The following is a 17,784-nucleotide window of genomic DNA, read 5'->3' as shown; positions in this document are numbered from 1 at the left end:
AAACGGTATAAACGGTTGTCGTAGGGTGGGCACCATGCGCCCACCCTACAACGCTGGTACTCCGGGTACAAAAAAGGCTGGGCAGCGCACGCTGACCAGCCTTTTTCCTTGGGTATGCCCAGGTTTATTTGCCCGGCGCCGGCCCTTTCGGCGGTTCGCTGCCGAGGAAGTCGACGTCTTCGTCGGTCAGCGGCAGGTCCGGAATCGATTCGATGTGGTCGGTGCCGATATCGGCACCGTCGCGGGCCAGGATGTCGCGGCCGGCGGCGGCGCGTTCTCCGGTACCGCCGAAGTCGCTGTCGGCTTCCATATTGGGATCGCCCACATCTGCGCCGGCGCTGTCGTGGGCATAGCTGGCCTCGTTGTCCGAGGTGGTGCCGGTGTCCAGGTCCAGGGTCTGGTCGTCGTCGAGTGCAGCGGCAAAGCCGGGGCCGCCGACGACGTCGCTGCCCGAGTCGGAAATATCGCTGGGGCCGAGCGAATCGACGCCGTGGCCTTTGCCGAGGCTGCGGTCTGGTGCTTCCGGGAAGTTATCCGGATCAAGGGTGCTCGTGCCAGTCATAAAACCTCCAATTCAATCCTGTGAAAACATGGTGACAGCCTACCCGCTTTTGCAATTTTGCGGCGCAGCGCAGGCTGTTATTAAAACGCGTGGCGCATGCCGAGGTTGACTGCGGAACTGCCGTTGGGCCGTGCCGCGCCGCCGATCAGGATGCCGGTGCTGTTGGTGTTGACGGTGTGCGAGACCGCCGCATAAAAGTCGGTCTTGCGCGAGACTACGTAGCTGGCGCCGAGCGCGAACTGGTTGGCGTCGCGGTTGGCCAGGTCGCGGTCGTTCTTGTGGATGTACGATGCCAGGAAGGTCGTCGAACGCGTCATCGGCACCGCGATACCGGCGATGGTGTCGCGGCTGTTGGTCGACGAGGTGCTGGCGACGCCGGCGCCGTAGGGATTGTCCGGGTTGTACAGCGGCGAGCCGCCCCAGCCGCGGTTGGCCGCGTAGGCGGCATAGGCTGTGCCCCAGCGCGTGCGCAGGTTGGCCGCGAGGATCGAGTTCTTCGCATCCATATTGCTGCCGGTCAGGTTGTACAGCTGGACCTGGGCCACGTGGCGGTTCTGGTGCGCCGCCCTCAGCGACAGCGGGCCGTAGTCGACGCCGACCGTCATGCCCCAGGCGCGGTCGGCCGTCGCATTGCTGCCGAGGGTGTCGACGGTCCACGAGCCACCGGTCGAGACGTGGTCGATCTGGGTGCTGTAGTAGCGCACGCCGCTCTCGACCGGGGTGCCGCTCGGATTCACCAGGTTGCTGGCCTTGCCGGCGGTGCCGGTATGGAAGGGATCGGCGACGTCGGCCCGGGTCAGGTATTCCAGGTTGTACTGGCGGCCCAGCACCATGCCCTCGCCCATTGCCGCGCCGGGCTGGCTGCCGCGGCCGTAGCTGCGGCGCACCGGCGTGGTCCAGTCGGCGCCAGGGTTCGCTCCACGGGTGCGCTCCGGCACACCGCTGAACACGGCAATATTGTGTCCGCCCGCTGCCTCGTGCTGGACGGGAACGTCCGCGGCAGTAGCGCCCTGCGTGGTGTCTTGTGCGTATGCGCATGTCGTGCTGCCACCAAGCACGATGCACGCGATCCAGGCCTTGTTCATGGCGTATTCCCTTTCTACGCCTTTACCTTATCCGCTTGCGGGCGGGCTTATCTGTCCAATATCGCACAAACCAAGAGCAAATTCGGCTCGACGTATTGTCAGCAGATTCTGACGCGATTTTCAATACTGGTGAAGAGGCACATTCCAGTCTACAATCGCAAGGCATAAAAAGTAATTAAACTACACAATATCACGTTTGGAGAGACAAATGAAACGTACCTTGACTACATTGATGCTTAGCTTGATTGCAGGCATCACGGCTGTCCCGGCTACGGCAGCGGCGCCTGCCCCCGCGCCGATGCAGCACGTGGAATGGTCGCGCAACGCGAACATCTACGAAGTCAACATTCGCCAGTACACGCCGGAAGGCAGCTTCAATGCCTTCGCCAAGCATTTGCCGCGTCTCAAGAAAATGGGTGTCGACATCCTGTGGCTGATGCCGGTGCAGCCGATCGGCGAGAAGAACCGCAAGGGCAGCCTGGGCAGCTACTATGCGGTGCGCGACTACACCGCCGTCAATCCGGAATTCGGCACGCTCGACGACTTGCGCAGCCTGGTCAAGCAGGCGCATGGCCTCGGCATGCGCGTGATCATCGACTGGGTCGCCAACCACACGGCCTTCGACAATCCGTGGACTGTCCAGCACAAGGACTGGTACCTGAAGAACGACAAGGGCGAGATCTTCCCGGTGACCTACACCGAGGGCGCCGAGCCCGAGTACTGGACCGACGTCACCGGGCTGGACTGGACCAACAAGGCGCTGTGGAAAGGCATGAGCGACGCCATGCTGTTCTGGGTGCGCGAGGCCGATATCGACGGCTTCCGCTGCGACGTGGCCGGCAAGGTGCCGACGCCGTTCTGGAACGAGGTGCGCGACACGCTCGACCGCGTCAAGCCGGTGTTCATGCTGGCCGAGGCCGACAAGCCCGAACTGCACGAGCATGCCTTCGACATGACCTACGGCTGGGATACCAAGGATATCTTCAAGGACATCGCCAAGGGCAAGGCCGATGCGCGCACGCTGCAGGCGTTCCTGGCGAAACCGCCGAAAGCCTTCCCGCCGGGTGCCTACCGCATGCGCTTCACCAGCAACCACGACGAGAATTCCTGGGCCGGCAGCGACGTCGAACTGTACGGCCCGGCTTTCAAGGCGATGGCGGTGCTGGCCGCGACGCTACCCGGCATGCCGCTGATCTACGGCGGTCAGGAAGCCGGACTCGACAAGCGCATCGCCTTCTTCGAGAAAGACCCGATCGCGTGGAAGACCTATGCCTATGCACCTTTCTACACCGACCTGCTCGCGCTCAAGCACGGCAACCGGGCGCTGTGGAACGGCCAGTACGGCGCCGAGCCGCAGGTGCTGGAAACCGGCAACGACAAGGTGTTCGCCTTCCGCCGCGCACTGCCCGGGAATGCGGTGCAGGTGACGGTGAACGTGTCCGGCCAATCGCAGCGCTACACCCTGGCGGGCGGCGCCGCGCAAATGCTGGCGCCGTGGGATTACCGCATCGACGTGCAGCAGTCCAAGGCGCAAGCGGCGCGCTGAGCGGCGGCGCCCTGCCCGCACACTCATCCCGCTCTTGGGGACATTCATCCCAGCCTGCTGGAAAGCGTGAAAACGCCCTCGCATAATCCAGCGATCGAACGGGCGCCGCCGGCGCCCGTCTCCCTGACCTGGAAAGCCGGACCCCGACATGCGACCGATTCGAACCCGCGGCGCCGCTGCGCTGCTGCTGGGCGTGTGCGCCCACGCCCCTAGCATGGCACAGCAGGCGCCATCACAGCCACAGGAACAGCAAGCCGCGCCTGTCATGCAACAGGTGAAGGTCAGCGCCGGCGCCGCCGACCTGCGGCGCCGGTCGACCACCACCGCCATCGTCATCGGGCGCGAGGAACTGCTGCGCCAGGGCGACAGCAGCCTGTCCGAGGTGCTCAAGCGCCAGCCCGGCATCACCGTCGACGCCGTGCCCGGCCGGGCGCCGGCGATCCGCATGCGCGGCATGGGCAGCGGCTACGTGGCGATCTTGCTGGGCGGCGTGCCGGCGCCGTCCGGCTTCGCGCTGGAATCGATCAGCCCGGACCTGGTCGAACGGGTCGAGATCCAGCGCGCGGCCACCGCCGAGACCAGCGGCCAGGCGGTCGCCGGCGCCATCAACATCATCCTGCGCAAGGCCGGCGGCGCGCGCGACGAGATCAAGGCCGGCAGCAGCGTCATCGGCGGCTACGCGGCGCCGAGCGTGGTCGCCCAGCACAACGGCAAGGCCGGCGCCCTCGCCTGGACCGTGATCGCCACCCTCAGGCGCAACGTCAATCCGGTCAGCGCGATGGACCTCGAGGAAGGCAGCGCGCCGGCGCTGCTGCGGCGTACCGACTGGACCGACCGCCAGCGGGAAGACATGCTGGAACTGGCGCCGCGCCTGAACTGGAAGGCAAGCCCCTTTGACACCTTCAGTTCGCAGACCTTCGTCCGCGCCCGCCGCAACGTCAACGAGGCGGCGCAGCAGCAGACGACCGGGATCGGCACCCCGGCCGAGTTCCAGCGCGCCACTTCGCGCTATCGCACCCGGCCGCTGAAGGCCTACGTCGACGGCGCCTGGACCCGGCGCCTGGACGGCGACGCCAGCCTGACCGGCAAGCTGGTCGGATCGTACACGCGCAGCGAAGCCGATTTCCTGTATCGCGGCATGGATGCCGGCGGCGCGCTGCTGGAGACCCACGAGGTGGCGTCCGGCCCGGTGGAGCGCCAGCTCCTCTTCAACGGCAGCTGGCGCCGTCCCTTCGGTGGCGGCCATGCGCTGGCCGCCGGCTGGGACCTCAGCCAGAAGCGCCGCAGCGAATACCGGCGCGAACACCAGTACGACGCTGCCGGCACCGTGCTGCTCGCCAGCGACGAAAGCTACCGCGCCACGGTGCGGCGCGCCGCCCTGTTCATCCAGGACGAATGGGACATCAACGCGGCATGGTCGGCCTACCTGGGCCTGCGCCGAGAAACGCTGCACACGGGTGGTGGCGGCAATGCCGCCGCGCCGGTGGACGTCGGCGCCGGCGTCTGGAGTCCGATCGTGCAGACGCTATACAAGCTGCAGCCCGATGCGCAGGGTCGCAGCGACCAGTTGCGCCTGGCTGTCGCACGCAGCTACAAGGCGCCGGAGATCACCCAGCTGATGCCGCGCCGCTACACGGTCGACAACAACAACAGCGCCAACAACCCCGACCAGCAGGGCAACCCCAACCTGCGGCCGGAACTGGCACTGAACCTCGACCTGGCCTGGGAACGCTACTTCAGCAGCGACAGCATGCTCAGTCTCAGCGTCTTCGACAAGCAGATCCGCGACGTCACCCTCGACCGGGTCGCGCTCGACCGGGTCGCGCTCGACCGGGTGTTTCAAAGCGGCGGCGTCTGGATCGTCACGCCGGTGAATGCCGGGCGCGCCCGCGTGCGCGGCCTCGAGTTCGAAGCCAAAGCCACGCGCGGCGCCTTCGCCGGCCGCGCCAACCTGGCCCGCAACTGGTCGCGCCTGGAACAGGTGCCGGGCCCCGACAACCGCATCGACGGCCAACCGGCCTGGACCGGCAACCTCGGCCTCGACGTGGCGGCCGCTGCCACGCTCGACCTCGGCGGCAGCGCCAGCTACCGCGGCCGCTACGCGGCGCGCCAGAGCCTCACCATGGCCGGCAGCGGCTCGCCCAAGCGCCAGCTCGACCTGTATGCGGTATGGAAGAGCGGCCGCAATGCCCGGCTGCGGCTGTCGGCCAACGACCTGCTGCACCAGGACTACACCGAACGCAGCCTGTACACGGATGGCGCAAACGGCTACCGCGCCCGCAGCACCGTATACCGCCCCCACACGACCTGGCGCCTGATGTGGGAACAGTCGCTGTGAAGGGACGCCGGCTCGACTAGCGCCGCAGCGCCGTGAAGCCGGCCGGCTCCCACTCGCGCAGCGCCAGCAGCAGGCCGCTGCCGCGGCGCTTGGGCAGCGGCGAAGCCAGGCTTTCCTCGTGCAGTTCGGCGAAACGGGTGCGCAGCTGGCGCAGCTCGGCCTGCATGCGCGCGAGCGCGCTCTCGGTCAGCATGCCGTGGGTAAAAGCCAGCGATTCGTCGGCCTTGTCGAAGCGGCTGCCGAGGAAATCGTCGAGGCCCTGGGTGCGGAAGAACTGGCGGATCGGGCCGTCCGGCAGCCAGTCGAAATCGCGCGCCACGTTCAGGCGGATGCGGTTGCCCGGCATCAGGGCGATCAGGTGCAGGCGATCCAGGTGCAGCAGCTTCTGCAGGCACTCGGCTTCGCTCAGCCGGTACACGGCCAGCATGTCGTGCAGCGTCCAGTGATTCAGGGCGCACACCGCGACCAGCAACAGCTTGGTATCCGACACCAGCTCCTTCTCCTGGGCCGGCGCCAGCGTACGCAGCCGGCTTTCGCTGAGCGCCGCTTCCTGGGTCAGCTCGGCCAGGGTAAAGCCGAGCATGTTGCCGATTTCGACCAGGCGGTCGACGCCCAGCGTTTCCGAGGTCAGCAGGCGCTTGACGCTGGCTTCCGACAAGTGCAGCGCGGCGGCGACGTCGCGGTAGGTCTTGCCCTGCAGTTTGAGCTGGCGCTTGATCGTGGTGAGCAGTTGGGATACTTCGGACATGGTAGCGGAATCCGATACATGCGGACGGAATGATCGATCGACAGCGCCAATCGTATCACGACAGCAGCCACGGCAATAGTCTGCGCTGTAACTTCGGGTTGCAATCGCATCTTGAAAAACGATAAAGCGGACTCATCTGCACACACCGAGTCACGTTGCGCACCCACTGGTCATGACACGCCATCGCACCCTCCTTGCCTGCCTGCTGTTCCCGCTGTCGCTTGCCGGCTGTGCCGGCATGGCGGATTCCATCACGGCCACCCGCGGTGGCGTCCGCCCCGCCACCGAAGCCGGGGCGCCCGGCGCCGACGAATGGGCGCAGCGCTGGTCCGTGCAGGCGGCGCCGCAGGATCAGGAACCCGAACAGGACCAGGTGCGCAAGGCCGCCGCCGCCATGGTCGACGGCATCCGGCTGTATGACGACGGCGACTTCGAAGACGCGATCGCCAGGCTGAGCGAACCCGAAGTCCGCAGCGCGCCCGGCCCGATCCGGGTCGAGGCCCTGAAGTACATCGCCTTCAGCCATTGCGTGACGCGCGACCTGCTCGACTGCCGCCTCGCCTTCGACACCGCGCTCGCCCTCGACCGCGACTTCGAACTGGGCCGCGGCGAAGGCGGCCATCCGATGTGGGGTCCGGTGTTCGAGCAGGCCAAGGCCGCGAGCGAACAGCTGCGCGCACGCGCGTCGCTGGCGCATGCGCGCGAGCGCTTGCGCAGCCAGGACCTGTGGCGGCCCTGGTAAAAGCCCGTGCCGCACAAAAGAAAAAGCCGGCGCTTCACGATGGAAGCGCCGGCCCGGAGGGGTGAAGCGGTGGCTTAGAAGCCGTACTTCAGGCCAACGTTCACGGCATCAGCCTTCGAGCCGGTGGCCTTGTCCTTGCCATAGCGCTCGTATTCGCCGACCACCGAGACGTTCTGGTTCAGGGCGTACTGCACGCCGATGCCGCCGTACACGCCGGTGTCACGGTCGTTGATGCGGCCCACGCCGCTCAGGTCGTTCTTGCGCTCGCTGTACGATGCGCCCAGCTTGCCGTAGGCCGACACGCGCTCGTTGACCGGCACGGTGTACTTGGCAGCGACGTAGGAATCCGAACCCTTCACCGATGCGCGGACCGGGGTCGCGTTACGGGTGGTGTTGTAGTCTTCGCTGCCGTGGTGGGTGTAACCCGCTTCGACGCCCCAGTTCTGGGTGATGTCATAGCCGGCGAAGACCTTCGGGCTGGCTTTCCATTCGTCGGCGGCCTGGTTCTTGGCGCCGGAGACGGCGACGCCGACATAAGGACGCGGCGAGTAGGCGTTGGCATCCATCAGGTTGGTTTGTGCCTGGGCTGCGCCTGCGGCGGCGACGGTGGCGGCGACTGCGATGATCAGCTTTTTCATGTTTTGTTCCTCTTCGTATGTTGACTAGGCAGGCAACGTCTATCTGCGTTGCATGAAAGGACCTTAACATTGCGACTTTGTTCACTCGTAGGCTGAATCCGTAAGGAACTGTAACGAGAACATGCATTGCTGACCGTCCGGTCACATATTTTGCGGCTTACCCGTGCAGGATAGGCGCAAATTGCGCGACATAAGCCGATGTTCACCAGAGAAAGCGGATACACATTTTGTTACATCATTACGTAACGAAGTGACACACTCGCGGCGATTTGCAGATTTACCACACTGGTTTAGCAAATCGGTTTGCGCTGGCAAGGCTGGCTTGACGCACTAATATTGCACCGGTGCATCATCAAAATCCTTGTTGAGTCGGCAAATCATGACTATTTCCGTGCAAGACGCGGCCTTGCGCCTGCGTGAAGCGATCCGCGACGCAACAGTGGGTCTAGTAAAGCGCGAACATTTGGCCGAGTTGATAGTCCTGGGCGCGATCGCGCAGGAACACCAGCTAGGGGCCATGCACGCGTGACATTCGGACAACACTTGATGACTTGCTGAACATCAAGATGTTAAGATTCCTGCAATCATTAATTCATTGCTTGAGGGATCGCCATGCCACAACCCGTTCGCCGCCTGCCAGGATCGTGGCCTTGCCTGCTGCTGTCCGTGGCGCTGTCGGCATGCGGTGGCGGCAGTGGAAGCTCTGCCGCCCTTACCGGCATCGGGACGGGCGTCGCAGCGCCGGCAAACCCGGTCCAGACAGCGCCGCCGGCCACGGCTCCATTGCCACTGACGGCAGCGAACGCGAAAGGCGCTACCACCCTCGCCTTCGGCTACGGCGCGCTGACGCTGGCCATCGGCCAATTGGCGCTGGACTGGACGGCGCAGGCGGAGGCCAGCGCCACGCTGTCGTTCAACCAGGCCTGCGCGGGCGGCGGGACGGTCGGCGCGACCCTGATCGACCGCGACGGCGACCGCCGCGCAAGCGCCGGCGACCAGCTCAGCGTCACCCTCGACGGCTGCTACCTGAAACACCTGGACGACACCATGGATGGCGGCGTGACGGTCGCGTTCACGGCGCCGGCCGGCGCGCAGCAACGCGCCGGCACGATCGCCTTCGAGCGCTTCCGTACGCACGGCGGCAACCCGGCCCAGGACATGCAGGGTGGCCTGCGTTTCGACTACAGCACGAGCCGTTTGTCGAAGCTGCTGCACGTGACGTCCGACACCCAGCCTTTCAGCCTGCGCTTCAGCGACGGCAAGACCACCGCCACCGAAACGGTGACGCTGCTCGATGCCCAGCACGAGACACGCGTGGACACGGTGCGCGCCACCAACGCCATGCGCTTCCATCTCGCCAGCGACCTGCTGGCCGGCAGCGTGGACGTCGCCACGCCCACGCCCTGGGCTGGCTGGTTCGACACCTATCCGGATGCCGGCGAACTGGCGCTGACCGGCGCCAACGGCAGCGCCGCGGCCGTGCGCGCCCGCGCCCTGCCCTCCCAGACCGTCGACGTGGTGTTCAATGGCGCGGCCATCGACAATGTCGACTTCAACGGCCTCGGCGTGCTGTGGACCGGCGCGCCCTGGCTGCCGAAGGTGGCCGCCGCCGAGCAGTACACGGTCGAGCAGCCGACGTCCTCGAATTTCCGGCTGCTGCTCCAGCCCGACCCCGCCGCCTTCCAGCCGAACGGCGCGCTGACCTGGCTGTATTCGCGCCCGCTCGCACCCGTCGCGGTCGGGGGCGCCACCTTCCTGCAGACCGGTGCCCAGCCCGGCAGTCCGGCGCAACAGATGTTCAACCCGGTACCCGCGACGGTCACGATCGAAGGCGGCCTGTTGACGGTCAAGCCGTCCACCCAGCTGCTGCCCGGGACCGATTACCGCCTGCAGCTGGAGATGGACGTGAACGGCATCGCCGATGCGGCCGGCCGCCACCTCGACAGGCCCACGTTCAGCGGCACCGTCATGCAGACCGTGAGCGCCAGCCTGAGCGCGGGCGCGGCGCCGATCCTGTTCGGCGCCGGCGCCACGCTGGCCCTCGACGGCAGCGCCTCCAGCGCCAGCGGCGGTCCGGCCTCCTACCACTGGCAGCAGCTGTCGGGGCCGGCGCTGAGCTTCAGCGACACCGGCGCGGCGCGCGTCACCATCGCACCGGCGGCGGCGGCCAACGGCACCGCCGTGGTCGAACTGCGTGTCGCCAACGCCGCCGGCGACGTCGACCGCAGGACCCTCGCCGTGAAGGTCGCCGCCGATCCCGCACAGGCCCTGGTGCTGGCATACCGCACCGACGGCGGCCCGCTCAGCATCGCCACCAGTTTCGATCCGGACTTCAGTGGCTACGCCAAGCTCTGGAATGGGGGCACCACGCTCGACGTGATCCTCGGGTTCCGACGCTTCCTGGCCGGGCGCAACGATGGCCAGACCTGGCGCAGCGGACCGCCGCTGGTGTACGGCAACGGCAGCGGCAGCGAATCGATCGCTCCCGGCTGGTCCGGCTGCTTTGTCCGTAACACCGGCACCGTGACCGTCCTCGAACTGGCGCTCGACGCCGCTGGCAACCTGGACCGGCTGGCCCTGGACTTCGACGATACCTGCGGCGGCAGCGTCACCCTGGGGTCGATCCGCTACCGCAGTAGCGTGCCTTTGCGCTGAGTGCCTTGGGGTGACCGGCCTGGCACTGGGCGCCGACGGCGACATCTTGGTTGCCGGATTCGTTCATCGAGGGCGGCTGCTTAGTTGCTCGCTCTACGGCACCAGCCTCTCGTCTAACCCGGTGCCAGAGGGTCAAGTCCAGCAATCAGCAATGGTCAAGCCGGCGCTATCTGTTCTACTAGGTCTGCCGGTTGATCGCAACGATGTCAGTGGCAAAACGTTACTATTCCAAGCACCGTCCGAGCACATGCCCAGGAGGCGTGGATGAACGAATCACTTCTCACTTCGATATCAAAGAACGATCGCTATTTTCTTGCGATACTAGGGATCTTTGTTCTTGGACTTCTCTTGCTGTCCTATAAAGATCTATCGGACTGGATCAAAAATCGGTTTCTGCCATCCTATGTCGTGTATCTGATTGGAGCAGGCCTGCTCGGGCAGATCCAAAACATGACGGGCATACGAAGGCGTCGGTATCTGGCGGCGCGGAATCAACCCCACACCGGCACGTGGGCCTGGATATTCTGGTCCATCGTCGTGTTGCATTTCGTATGGTTCGGAACCTGGCTCGCCATATTGATTCACATGGGGCTGTTGCGCTGACCAAAGCCACATAAATAAAAAAGCCCTTGATAGACAAGGGCTTATCTGTGCATGCTTGGCGGAAGCGATGTTCGCCCACCTTTCCTATGAGGAAAGCGGATTTTTTGGATTTACCCACGCTTTTACCCCCGCGCCAAATTTGTGAATCGACGTGAGGTAAGAGCCTCGATAGGGCGTGCCCTAAGTAGTCACGCGAAATTTATTGTGAACTTACTTCCGAAATCTCTCATCAAGGCCTAAATCTCGTCAACGAGATCTGCGCCGTTCTCGGCGACGAAGCGGCACCAGAAATACTTGGCATGCTTCCACAGGATCTCAATGTGGTTGAGTTCTAGACTGTAGGGCGGCAAATAGTACAGGTACAGTCCGCGTCGGGCCCACTGGCAGACTGCGACAATTAAACAACTGGCTTGCACTTGATGCCGTGCTTGCGACCGACCAGCAACATGGTCATGCCGGCTCGCACGTTTCCTTGACCTGCGCCGCCTTTTTCTTGCACTGCCCAGCGAAGGTGCCGCTCTCCGACACCTTCACTGCTTCGATGGTTTGGGTTTTCCCTGGTTATATGCGCAGTCGTATTCCTATACATAAGAACTCACATCGACTGTGCCTGGCGAATCGCGCGGCTATCTCATCAGCGCGTTAGCCTGTCACGACTGTGCTAGGCTAATTGACGGTAGACGGCCGCCACAACATGCATTAAATTTTTGGAACTATCCGTTGACATCTTCAACTTGCCGGCTTGACTATACGGTAACGAGGATCTTGTATGCAAGCTACCGTAGCAGCGTGGGTTGATCCAATACGAGTATCGAAAAGCCCCAGGAAGCATAAAAACACTTGGAGAAGACCAGTGAAGATATATTTTTCAAGAATCTATTTTCTTGGATGCATTGTCTTGTATTTTTTTATTCCGAGTGTGGTAAATGCCGGTGGGCTTGTGCCACATTTAGATTCTGTTGTTTTTTCGAATGGATCATCGATCGTCAAACCTGGGACGATGGTTGAAATCCGCTTTAGGGTTTCACAATATACCTATGGTTCAGATGAGTACGGATATGCCAGCCTCGGAATTGCTCCAAAAAGTGCGAAAACCGATGTAGTTCGGCACGCCTCGGCGAATAGTTGGTTGATACTCGGGATTCTTGTAAGTTTACCAAAGCATGCAGACTTGGGCCCAAGTGATTATGACGAGCCCGAGTACAAAGTGAGCTTCAAGGCGCCAACAAAGCCCGGACGCTACAAATTACTGCTTGGCGGAGTCCCTAAGTTTACGGCACAGCGCCGGACATACAATACCAAAATATGGCAGTCGTTCGAACCCAGTATGATCGACAGAAGTGGTTTCATCAGCACCCTCATACAATACAACGGGATGATCAAGGATGTTGTCGACTTCACTGTCTCTGCCGCTGCACCAACTACAAGCCAAACTCCGACAGTATATTTGAGGATAAATGACAAGGTGCCACCGTATACCGAAAAGATCGGGGGCATGCAAAAAAATCCAGTTATATTTAGCTGGAAAATCGGTCCTGAGTTCCAGAGAAAAGACGGTAAAGTGCAATATCGTTATCAGCTAAAGCCGTACGATGACCAGTTTGGAGTTTGGACAGATGATGTTCAGGTCAGCTATGCCTTCTTGCAAAAAGGAATTCATGAGTTCCAAGTAGAGGCCCGGCATGTAAGTGACGCGCACACGATAGAGTCACAGCGTGCAACATATCGATTTAACGTTCCTAAGGAGCATATTGCGCAACCTATCAGCAAGGCGCCTATCGGCCTAGAAGTTAAACCGCCCGCTGTAAGTTACGATGCAGTCTATAAGAAAAGCCGTGCCTTGCTGGTAGGCATGTGGGAATTTTCAGACGCACAGTTTCCAAAATTTAATGAAAAACAGATCCAGACAGATATTCAGTCATTAGAGAAAGTCCTTTCGGATAGCGGATTTGAAGTGGCAGTGCTCGCGAAACCTCGTGTCACCCGGGATGAGATTGTTCAAGCACTTGCTATGCTAGTGGGATCGGCCAGACGTGATGACAGGGTTTTTGTGTATTTTTCAACACATGGTTTCGCCGATCCAAACAGCCCCAGGGAGGGGTATCTCGCTACTTCCGATTGCTCGACGGTAGCCCCTGAGGTGAAATGTTTCAAATTAAAAGACCTTGAGCACTATGCTAGAAAGGCGTTAGATAGCCAAGACGCGAAACAAATACTCTTTGCCGTCGACAGCTGCTTCTCCGGTCTAGGCGTGGTCCAAAAAACGGGAGCACACGCCCACGTTAATCTTTCGCAGCTGGCTGTACCGAAGGGGGCATTCATGCTCACCGCAGGGATGGCGGCACAAAAGGCTCAGATCGATCCGACGTTGGGCATGAGCATTTTCGCGCATTTTCTTGCAAAAGGTCTTAATGGCGAAGGTGATTTGATGAGAAATGGACTGATGACGCTTTCACAACTATTCGTTTACGTTCAATGGGAAGTCGCGAAGCAGACGGATTCAAGGCAAATTCCCATGATTGGAAAAATCACTGGGGATGGAGAAATGCTATTTTGGCCGGCAGGGAAAAATCCATCGGGAGGATTCAATGGTAAATAGGAGAAATGCTATTAAGGCGTTTGGCGTCGGAAGTGCTGCCTTTTCGCTTGAACGGCAAGCCATTGCCAATGAGGCGGGCGGCGGCGTCTATTCTGACCGAGAAGCAGCAGACCGATTCATGCGCGAGTGGATGACGAAGGAAGGGGTACGGTCGACGGATTCCGACACGCCAGGAAAATCGATGTCCCCAGTTATGAAAACACCGAAAGGGCAATTGATAGTTGGGCGCTTCGCTGATCGAATGTATTACACTACTGCTTTAATGGGATGGGCGCCATCTAACGCCGCGCAAATGAGGAGTTATGCGCCTGTCGTAGTGCCAATAGGTTTTGTTACGGATTTTGCTAGCATTCCGCGCGTTTTGTGGTCACTTCTTCCCTCTGACGGCCCATATGTCTATGCCGCGGTCGTTCACGACTATCTTTACTGGGAACAGCATCTACCGCGCGAAACGGCGGACAACATCTTTAAGTTCTTGATGCAAGATTTTGAAGTGGACGTCGCGACGCTCTCGACAATTTATGGAGGTGTTCGCGTAGGCGGCTGGGCTGCTTGGGATGAGAACTCACGTCGGAAGGCTGCTGGTGAAAAACGGATATTGCGGAAACCGCCTGATGATCCAAAAGCGCGCTGGGCGGACATTAAGCACCAGGCTGATTACTTTTGAGTAATACCAGCGTACACAAAGAAAGTGGACTCCTTGGCAGCTTGCCCTGGCATTGTGCCACTAGCTGCCTACTCGCTTACTTTCTGACCTTTTTAGTGTTCTCGCCCCATCATTATTCTGCCGTCCAGTTTAAGAGGTGCTGAGTTCACGCTCACCGAGTACGGGCTTCAAATGCTCGATCTTGAAAAAGAAAGCCGTCTTTCGACGGCTTTCTTTTTGCATCTTGGCGGAAGCGGTGAGATTCGAACTCACGAACGGGTTCCCCCGTCGGCAGTTTTCAAGACTGCTGCCTTCAACCACTCGGCCACGCTTCCTTGGGGAACCGGCATTATACATAAACAAGCGCCCCCAAGGCCAGCCACACGGCTGAGCAGCCCAAACCGGCAAGCTCACCCGGTCGTCAACAGCCAGTTCTCACGCAATCCGGTCTCGAATTCATAGGCCGGCAGCGGCTTCGCATACAGGTAGCCCTGCACCTCGTCGCACCCTGCCTCGCTCAGGAATGCCAGCTGCTCCAGCGTCTCCACCCCTTCCGCGATCACCCGGTGGCCCAGCCTGCGCCCCATGCTGATGATGGTGCTGGCGATCGCGCAGTCGCTGGTATCCGCCGGCAAGCCGTTGGTGAACGAGCGGTCGATCTTGAGGGTGTTGATCGGGAAGCGCTTCAGGTAGCTGAGCGACGAGTAGCCGGTGCCGAAGTCGTCCAGCGACAGCGCCACGCCGAGGGCGTTGATGCGGTCCATGATGGCGATCACGTCGTCGATGTCGTGCATCAGCGTGCTTTCGGTGATCTCGAGTTCGAGCCAGGACGGGTCGAGGCGGTAGCGCGCCAGCGTGTCGGCCACGCGGCCCGGCAGCGATGCCGTGAATTCGCGCGCCGAGACGTTGACGGCCAGGCGGAACGGCGGCAGGCCGGCGCCCTGCCAGACCGCGGCCTGGGCGCAGGCGCGTTCCAGCACCCATTCGCCGAGCTGCACGATCAGGCCGGTGCTTTCGGCCAGCGGGATGAAGTCGCCGGGCGGCACCATGCCGCGCTGGGGATGGCGCCAGCGCACCAGCGCTTCGGCGCCGACCAGGCGGCTGCTGCCGATCTCGAATTTCGGCTGGTAGTGCAGCACCAGTTCGCCGTGGCCGAGGGCGTGGCGCAGGCCGGATTCGATCTGCATGCGCTGCTGCATGCCTTCGTTCATGTCCATGCGGTAGAAAGCGACGCTGCGGTCGGGGTTGTCGGCCTTTTCCTTGGCCCGCTGCATGGCGATGTCGGCCATGCGCAGCAGGGTTTCGGCATCCTGGCCGTCCTGCGGGTAGACGGCGATGCCGACGCTGGCGCCGACGCGCAGTTCGTGCTCGCCGACCTTCAACGGCGCCGCCAGGCAGGCCTGCAGCTTTCGCGCGACCGTGGTGGCTTCGAAGTGCTGGCGGATGTCGAACAGGCCGACGGCGAATTCGTCGCCGGACAGGTGCGCCACCACGTCTTCGTCGCGCAGCACGCCGCGGAAACGCTCGGCCACCCGGCGCAGCAGTTCGTCGCCGACGCGGCGGCCGAGGGTGCCGTTGATCAGCTTGAAGCGGTTCAGGTCGATGTACAGCACGCAGGCGATGGCGTCGTTGCGCTGGGTGACGGTGAGTGCCTGCTCGACCAGGCGCCCGAACAGGGTGCGGTTGGGCAGGCCGGTGAGTTCCTGGTAGTAGGCCAGGTGGTGCAGGCGTTCTTCGGCCTGCTTGCGCTCGGTGATGTCGGTGAGGTAGGCGATCAGGCCGATCGGGTGGTCTTCGAGGTCTCGCAGCGGCGACAGCGACAGGCTGGCCCAGAAGACCTCACCGGACTTCTTTTGGCGCCGTACCTCCATCATGCGGCCGCCCTGCGCGGCGAAGGCGTCCGGGATGTCCTCCGGTGGATGATGCGGGTCTTCATCGGCGTACAGGAACAGGATGTGGCGGCCGACCGCTTCCAGTGCGCTGTAGCCGAACAGCTGCTCGGCGCCGCGGTTCCAGCTGGTGATGTAGCCCATGAGGTCGGTGGTCAGCACCGATTCGTGGATCTGGTCGAGGATCTGCGACTGGTGCGCGAGCTGGGCTTCGACCTGGGCGTAGGCGTGGGTCGTGCGCTGGGCCAGTGCGTGCACCTGCAGCAGCGTGGCAGTGAGGCCGGCCAGGCTGTCGAGCTGGCGCCGGTCGTCCGCGCCGTAGCTGCGGCCCGCCACCCGGTAGCGGCCGAAGTGCTCTGCGCCGGCCACCACGTCCTGTTCCAAGGTGCCCTCTTCCGGAGCGGACACCGGGTCCGCTCCCGCGTCGAAGCTGCCCTCGGGGCTGGCGAGCAGCGCCGCGGCGATGCGTCCCAGCGCCGCATGCAGTGGCGCGCCGCGCAGCTTGAGCACGGCGTCGCAGACGGCGGCGCTGCTGGCGGCCAGGTCGAGCGGTGCCGGTTCGGTGAGGTGCAGCTCAGACATTGCGCACCACCTGGATCGCCCAGTGATGGGCATGGAGCTGGGCTTGCCACCAATCGGCGGCGTCGACGCCGGCCGCGGCCAGCAGCGCCGGGTCCGGACGGCCGGCGGCCGCCAGCTGCAGGCGCTGCCCGAGCCGGCCTTCCTGCCGCAGCAGTGGGGCTTCGACCTCGCCCGGCAGCGGCAGGTCGGCCACGACCGCGGCCATCGGCATCTGGAACAGCCGGTCCAGCAGCGAAAACACGCCGGCCATGAAGGCCTGGTCCTGGGCGGCGCACTCGCCGCCGTCCTGCTTGCAGAGCGCCTCGAGCAGCGCGCCGCGCAGGGCCGCCAGCGGCAGCAGCGGGCTGGGCGGGCCATCGGCCCCGGTGCGCGCGTACAGCAGCAGTTGCAGCCAGCGCTGCAGCTGGCGCCGGCCGATGCGGGTGATGGCCTGGCCGAAGCTGGTGATCTCGGTGCCGCACGAGAACGCGGCCGAGTTCACCAGTTTCAGCAGGTGGTAGGAGAGTGCCGGGTCCTGCTTCAGCTGGCGCTCCAGCTCGCGCGAATCGGCGTCGCGCGCCAACAGGGCCAGCAGGGTGAGGAGGCGCTTGCGCGAGCCACCCTCCTCGCTGCGGGCGCCTGGCGGGTCGAGCGGATAGTCGCCCTGGAACCAGCCGAAGCCGGCGTTCTCGCACGCCTGGAAGCATGCGCGGCTGTCCACGTTCCTGGCCAGGTGCGGGCCGAACAGGGCGGACAGCGGCGATGGCGGCGGCATGCCGGCCGCACAATCGCGCGCGACGGTACGCAAGGCCGCCGCCGGGGCCGGTCCGGGCTCGCCGTCGACCAGGATCCGGTAGCCGGCCTCCTGCAGGACGGTCAGCCGGCGCGCCGCGCCCTCCTGCGCCAGCGCGGCGGCGCCCACCGCCAGCAGCACGCGGCCGGTCGGCAGCAGGTCGAGGATGGATGGGGCCAGCGCGCCGGGGTCGTCCAGCAGCAGGACGCAGTCGAGCGGGGCCACCGCGGCCAGCAGGTCCGGCGTGCCGAACAGCGACTGCAGGGTGGCTGCATCGATGGCCTGGCCATCGGCGCTGCCGAGCAGCAGCGCGACCCACTCGTTCTGGGCGTTGGCGACCGGGCTTACTTTTACCAACGGGGCTTGGGTTGGAACCATG

At 63.3% G+C, this 17,784-nt stretch carries 15 protein-coding genes and 1 tRNA gene; 8 read left to right on the top strand and 8 right to left on the bottom strand.

Annotated elements, in window-relative coordinates; translation table 11 throughout:
• Positions 1 to 124 precede the first annotated feature (124 nt).
• Both FBX97_RS03210 and FBX97_RS03205 read right to left on the bottom strand, forming a co-directional pair.
• Positions 125 to 562 carry a hypothetical protein gene (locus FBX97_RS03210; protein ID WP_141828793.1) on the bottom strand — a complete coding sequence of 146 codons (438 nt, stop codon included), beginning with the start codon at positions 560 to 562 and terminating at the stop codon, positions 125 to 127.
• Positions 563 to 642: 80 nt separating this feature from the next.
• Positions 643 to 1,647: a porin gene (locus tag FBX97_RS03205; RefSeq protein WP_141828792.1), complete on the bottom strand. Its 1,005-nt coding sequence runs from the start codon at positions 1,645 to 1,647 to the stop codon at positions 643 to 645.
• 208 nt (positions 1,648 to 1,855) lie between these two features.
• Between FBX97_RS03205 and FBX97_RS03200 the strand changes: the two genes are divergently transcribed.
• Positions 1,856 to 3,193, top strand: a complete 1,338-nt coding sequence (locus tag FBX97_RS03200) for an alpha-amylase family glycosyl hydrolase (RefSeq protein ID WP_141828791.1) — start codon at positions 1,856 to 1,858, stop codon at positions 3,191 to 3,193.
• Positions 3,194 to 3,341: 148 nt separating this feature from the next.
• Positions 3,342 to 5,531 (top strand): TonB-dependent siderophore receptor, encoded by a 2,190-nt coding sequence (locus FBX97_RS03195; RefSeq protein WP_141828790.1) that lies wholly within the window; start codon positions 3,342 to 3,344, stop codon positions 5,529 to 5,531.
• 16 nt (positions 5,532 to 5,547) lie between these two features.
• Here the strand turns inward: FBX97_RS03195 and FBX97_RS03190 are convergent, their stop codons facing one another.
• The gene (locus FBX97_RS03190; RefSeq protein WP_141828789.1) at positions 5,548 to 6,279 is read right to left on the bottom strand and encodes a transcriptional regulator; all 732 of its coding nucleotides are present in this window, start codon (positions 6,277 to 6,279) and stop codon (positions 5,548 to 5,550) included.
• A gap of 172 nt (positions 6,280 to 6,451) precedes the next feature.
• Here FBX97_RS03190 and FBX97_RS03185 point away from each other — a divergent pair, with 172 nt between their 5' ends.
• The gene (locus FBX97_RS03185) at positions 6,452 to 7,021 is read left to right on the top strand and encodes a TssQ family T6SS-associated lipoprotein (RefSeq protein ID WP_141828788.1); all 570 of its coding nucleotides are present in this window, start codon (positions 6,452 to 6,454) and stop codon (positions 7,019 to 7,021) included.
• 74 nt (positions 7,022 to 7,095) lie between these two features.
• Here FBX97_RS03185 and FBX97_RS03180 read toward each other — a convergent pair whose 3' ends face one another.
• Positions 7,096 to 7,659 (bottom strand): porin family protein, encoded by a 564-nt coding sequence (locus tag FBX97_RS03180; RefSeq protein WP_141828787.1) that lies wholly within the window; start codon positions 7,657 to 7,659, stop codon positions 7,096 to 7,098.
• 379 nt (positions 7,660 to 8,038) lie between these two features.
• Between FBX97_RS03180 and FBX97_RS29460 the strand changes: the two genes are divergently transcribed.
• The 3 genes from FBX97_RS29460 to FBX97_RS03170 all read left to right on the top strand — a co-directional run bounded on the left by FBX97_RS29460 (position 8,039) and on the right by FBX97_RS03170 (position 10,917).
• Complete coding sequence (locus FBX97_RS29460) at positions 8,039 to 8,188, top strand: hypothetical protein (RefSeq protein ID WP_185748450.1); 150 nt, start codon at positions 8,039 to 8,041, stop codon at positions 8,186 to 8,188.
• A gap of 83 nt (positions 8,189 to 8,271) precedes the next feature.
• Positions 8,272 to 10,314, top strand: a complete 2,043-nt coding sequence (locus FBX97_RS03175) for an Ig-like domain-containing protein (RefSeq protein WP_141828786.1) — start codon at positions 8,272 to 8,274, stop codon at positions 10,312 to 10,314.
• Positions 10,315 to 10,578: 264 nt separating this feature from the next.
• Positions 10,579 to 10,917, top strand: a complete 339-nt coding sequence (locus FBX97_RS03170; RefSeq protein WP_141828785.1) for a hypothetical protein — start codon at positions 10,579 to 10,581, stop codon at positions 10,915 to 10,917.
• Between the two features lie 236 nt (positions 10,918 to 11,153).
• On the opposite strand, the gene FBX97_RS30445 is transcribed toward FBX97_RS03170, so the two are convergent.
• Positions 11,154 to 11,333, bottom strand: a complete 180-nt coding sequence (locus FBX97_RS30445) for a transposase (RefSeq protein ID WP_370457128.1) — start codon at positions 11,331 to 11,333, stop codon at positions 11,154 to 11,156.
• Positions 11,334 to 11,686: 353 nt separating this feature from the next.
• On the opposite strand from FBX97_RS30445, the gene FBX97_RS03160 reads away from it, so the two are divergent.
• Together FBX97_RS03160 and FBX97_RS03155 are read left to right on the top strand one after the other, a co-directional pair.
• Positions 11,687 to 13,516 (top strand): caspase family protein, encoded by a 1,830-nt coding sequence (locus FBX97_RS03160; protein WP_141828784.1) that lies wholly within the window; start codon positions 11,687 to 11,689, stop codon positions 13,514 to 13,516.
• On the top strand, positions 13,506 to 14,183 hold the full coding sequence (locus tag FBX97_RS03155; protein ID WP_185748449.1) for a DUF1353 domain-containing protein: 678 nt from the start codon (positions 13,506 to 13,508) through the stop codon (positions 14,181 to 14,183). Before FBX97_RS03160 ends, FBX97_RS03155 begins: the two co-directional genes overlap by 11 nt.
• 224 nt (positions 14,184 to 14,407) lie before the next feature.
• Here the strand turns inward: FBX97_RS03155 and FBX97_RS03150 are convergent.
• The 3 genes from FBX97_RS03150 to FBX97_RS03140 form a co-directional block, all read right to left on the bottom strand.
• Positions 14,408 to 14,497: transfer RNA gene (locus FBX97_RS03150), tRNA-Ser, on the bottom strand.
• Positions 14,498 to 14,572: 75 nt separating this feature from the next.
• Positions 14,573 to 16,633: a bifunctional diguanylate cyclase/phosphodiesterase gene (locus FBX97_RS03145; RefSeq protein ID WP_141828782.1), complete on the bottom strand. Its 2,061-nt coding sequence runs from the start codon at positions 16,631 to 16,633 to the stop codon at positions 14,573 to 14,575.
• Positions 16,626 to 17,762 (bottom strand): HDOD domain-containing protein, encoded by a 1,137-nt coding sequence (locus FBX97_RS03140; RefSeq protein WP_255517270.1) that lies wholly within the window; start codon positions 17,760 to 17,762, stop codon positions 16,626 to 16,628. The genes FBX97_RS03145 and FBX97_RS03140 overlap by 8 nt, the downstream gene beginning before the upstream one ends.
• Positions 17,763 to 17,784: the final 22 nt, after the last annotated feature.

Source organism: Herbaspirillum sp. SJZ107 (assembly GCF_006715485.1).
In the GTDB taxonomy this organism is placed as follows: Bacteria; Pseudomonadota; Gammaproteobacteria; order Burkholderiales; family Burkholderiaceae_D; genus Telluria.
Note: the sequence above shows the minus strand (reverse complement) of the source record. Positions and strands in the feature narration are given on the sequence as shown.

What these genes read in the sequence shown, in the direction of transcription:
- FBX97_RS03210 (WP_141828793.1), bottom strand. Translation starts at nt 562, where the DNA reads ATGACTGGCACGAGCACCCTTGATCCGGATAACTTCCCGGAAGCACCA.
- FBX97_RS03205 (WP_141828792.1), bottom strand. Translation starts at nt 1,647, where the DNA reads ATGAACAAGGCCTGGATCGCGTGCATCGTGCTTGGTGGCAGCACGACA.
- FBX97_RS03200 (WP_141828791.1), top strand. Translation starts at nt 1,856, where the DNA reads ATGAAACGTACCTTGACTACATTGATGCTTAGCTTGATTGCAGGCATC.
- FBX97_RS03195 (WP_141828790.1), top strand. Translation starts at nt 3,342, where the DNA reads ATGCGACCGATTCGAACCCGCGGCGCCGCTGCGCTGCTGCTGGGCGTG.
- FBX97_RS03190 (WP_141828789.1), bottom strand. Translation starts at nt 6,279, where the DNA reads ATGTCCGAAGTATCCCAACTGCTCACCACGATCAAGCGCCAGCTCAAA.
- FBX97_RS03185 (WP_141828788.1), top strand. Translation starts at nt 6,452, where the DNA reads ATGACACGCCATCGCACCCTCCTTGCCTGCCTGCTGTTCCCGCTGTCG.
- FBX97_RS03180 (WP_141828787.1), bottom strand. Translation starts at nt 7,659, where the DNA reads ATGAAAAAGCTGATCATCGCAGTCGCCGCCACCGTCGCCGCCGCAGGC.
- FBX97_RS29460 (WP_185748450.1), top strand. Translation starts at nt 8,039, where the DNA reads ATGACTATTTCCGTGCAAGACGCGGCCTTGCGCCTGCGTGAAGCGATC.
- FBX97_RS03175 (WP_141828786.1), top strand. Translation starts at nt 8,272, where the DNA reads ATGCCACAACCCGTTCGCCGCCTGCCAGGATCGTGGCCTTGCCTGCTG.
- FBX97_RS03170 (WP_141828785.1), top strand. Translation starts at nt 10,579, where the DNA reads ATGAACGAATCACTTCTCACTTCGATATCAAAGAACGATCGCTATTTT.
- FBX97_RS03160 (WP_141828784.1), top strand. Translation starts at nt 11,687, where the DNA reads ATGCAAGCTACCGTAGCAGCGTGGGTTGATCCAATACGAGTATCGAAA.
- FBX97_RS03155 (WP_185748449.1), top strand. Translation starts at nt 13,506, where the DNA reads ATGGTAAATAGGAGAAATGCTATTAAGGCGTTTGGCGTCGGAAGTGCT.
- FBX97_RS03145 (WP_141828782.1), bottom strand. Translation starts at nt 16,633, where the DNA reads ATGTCTGAGCTGCACCTCACCGAACCGGCACCGCTCGACCTGGCCGCC.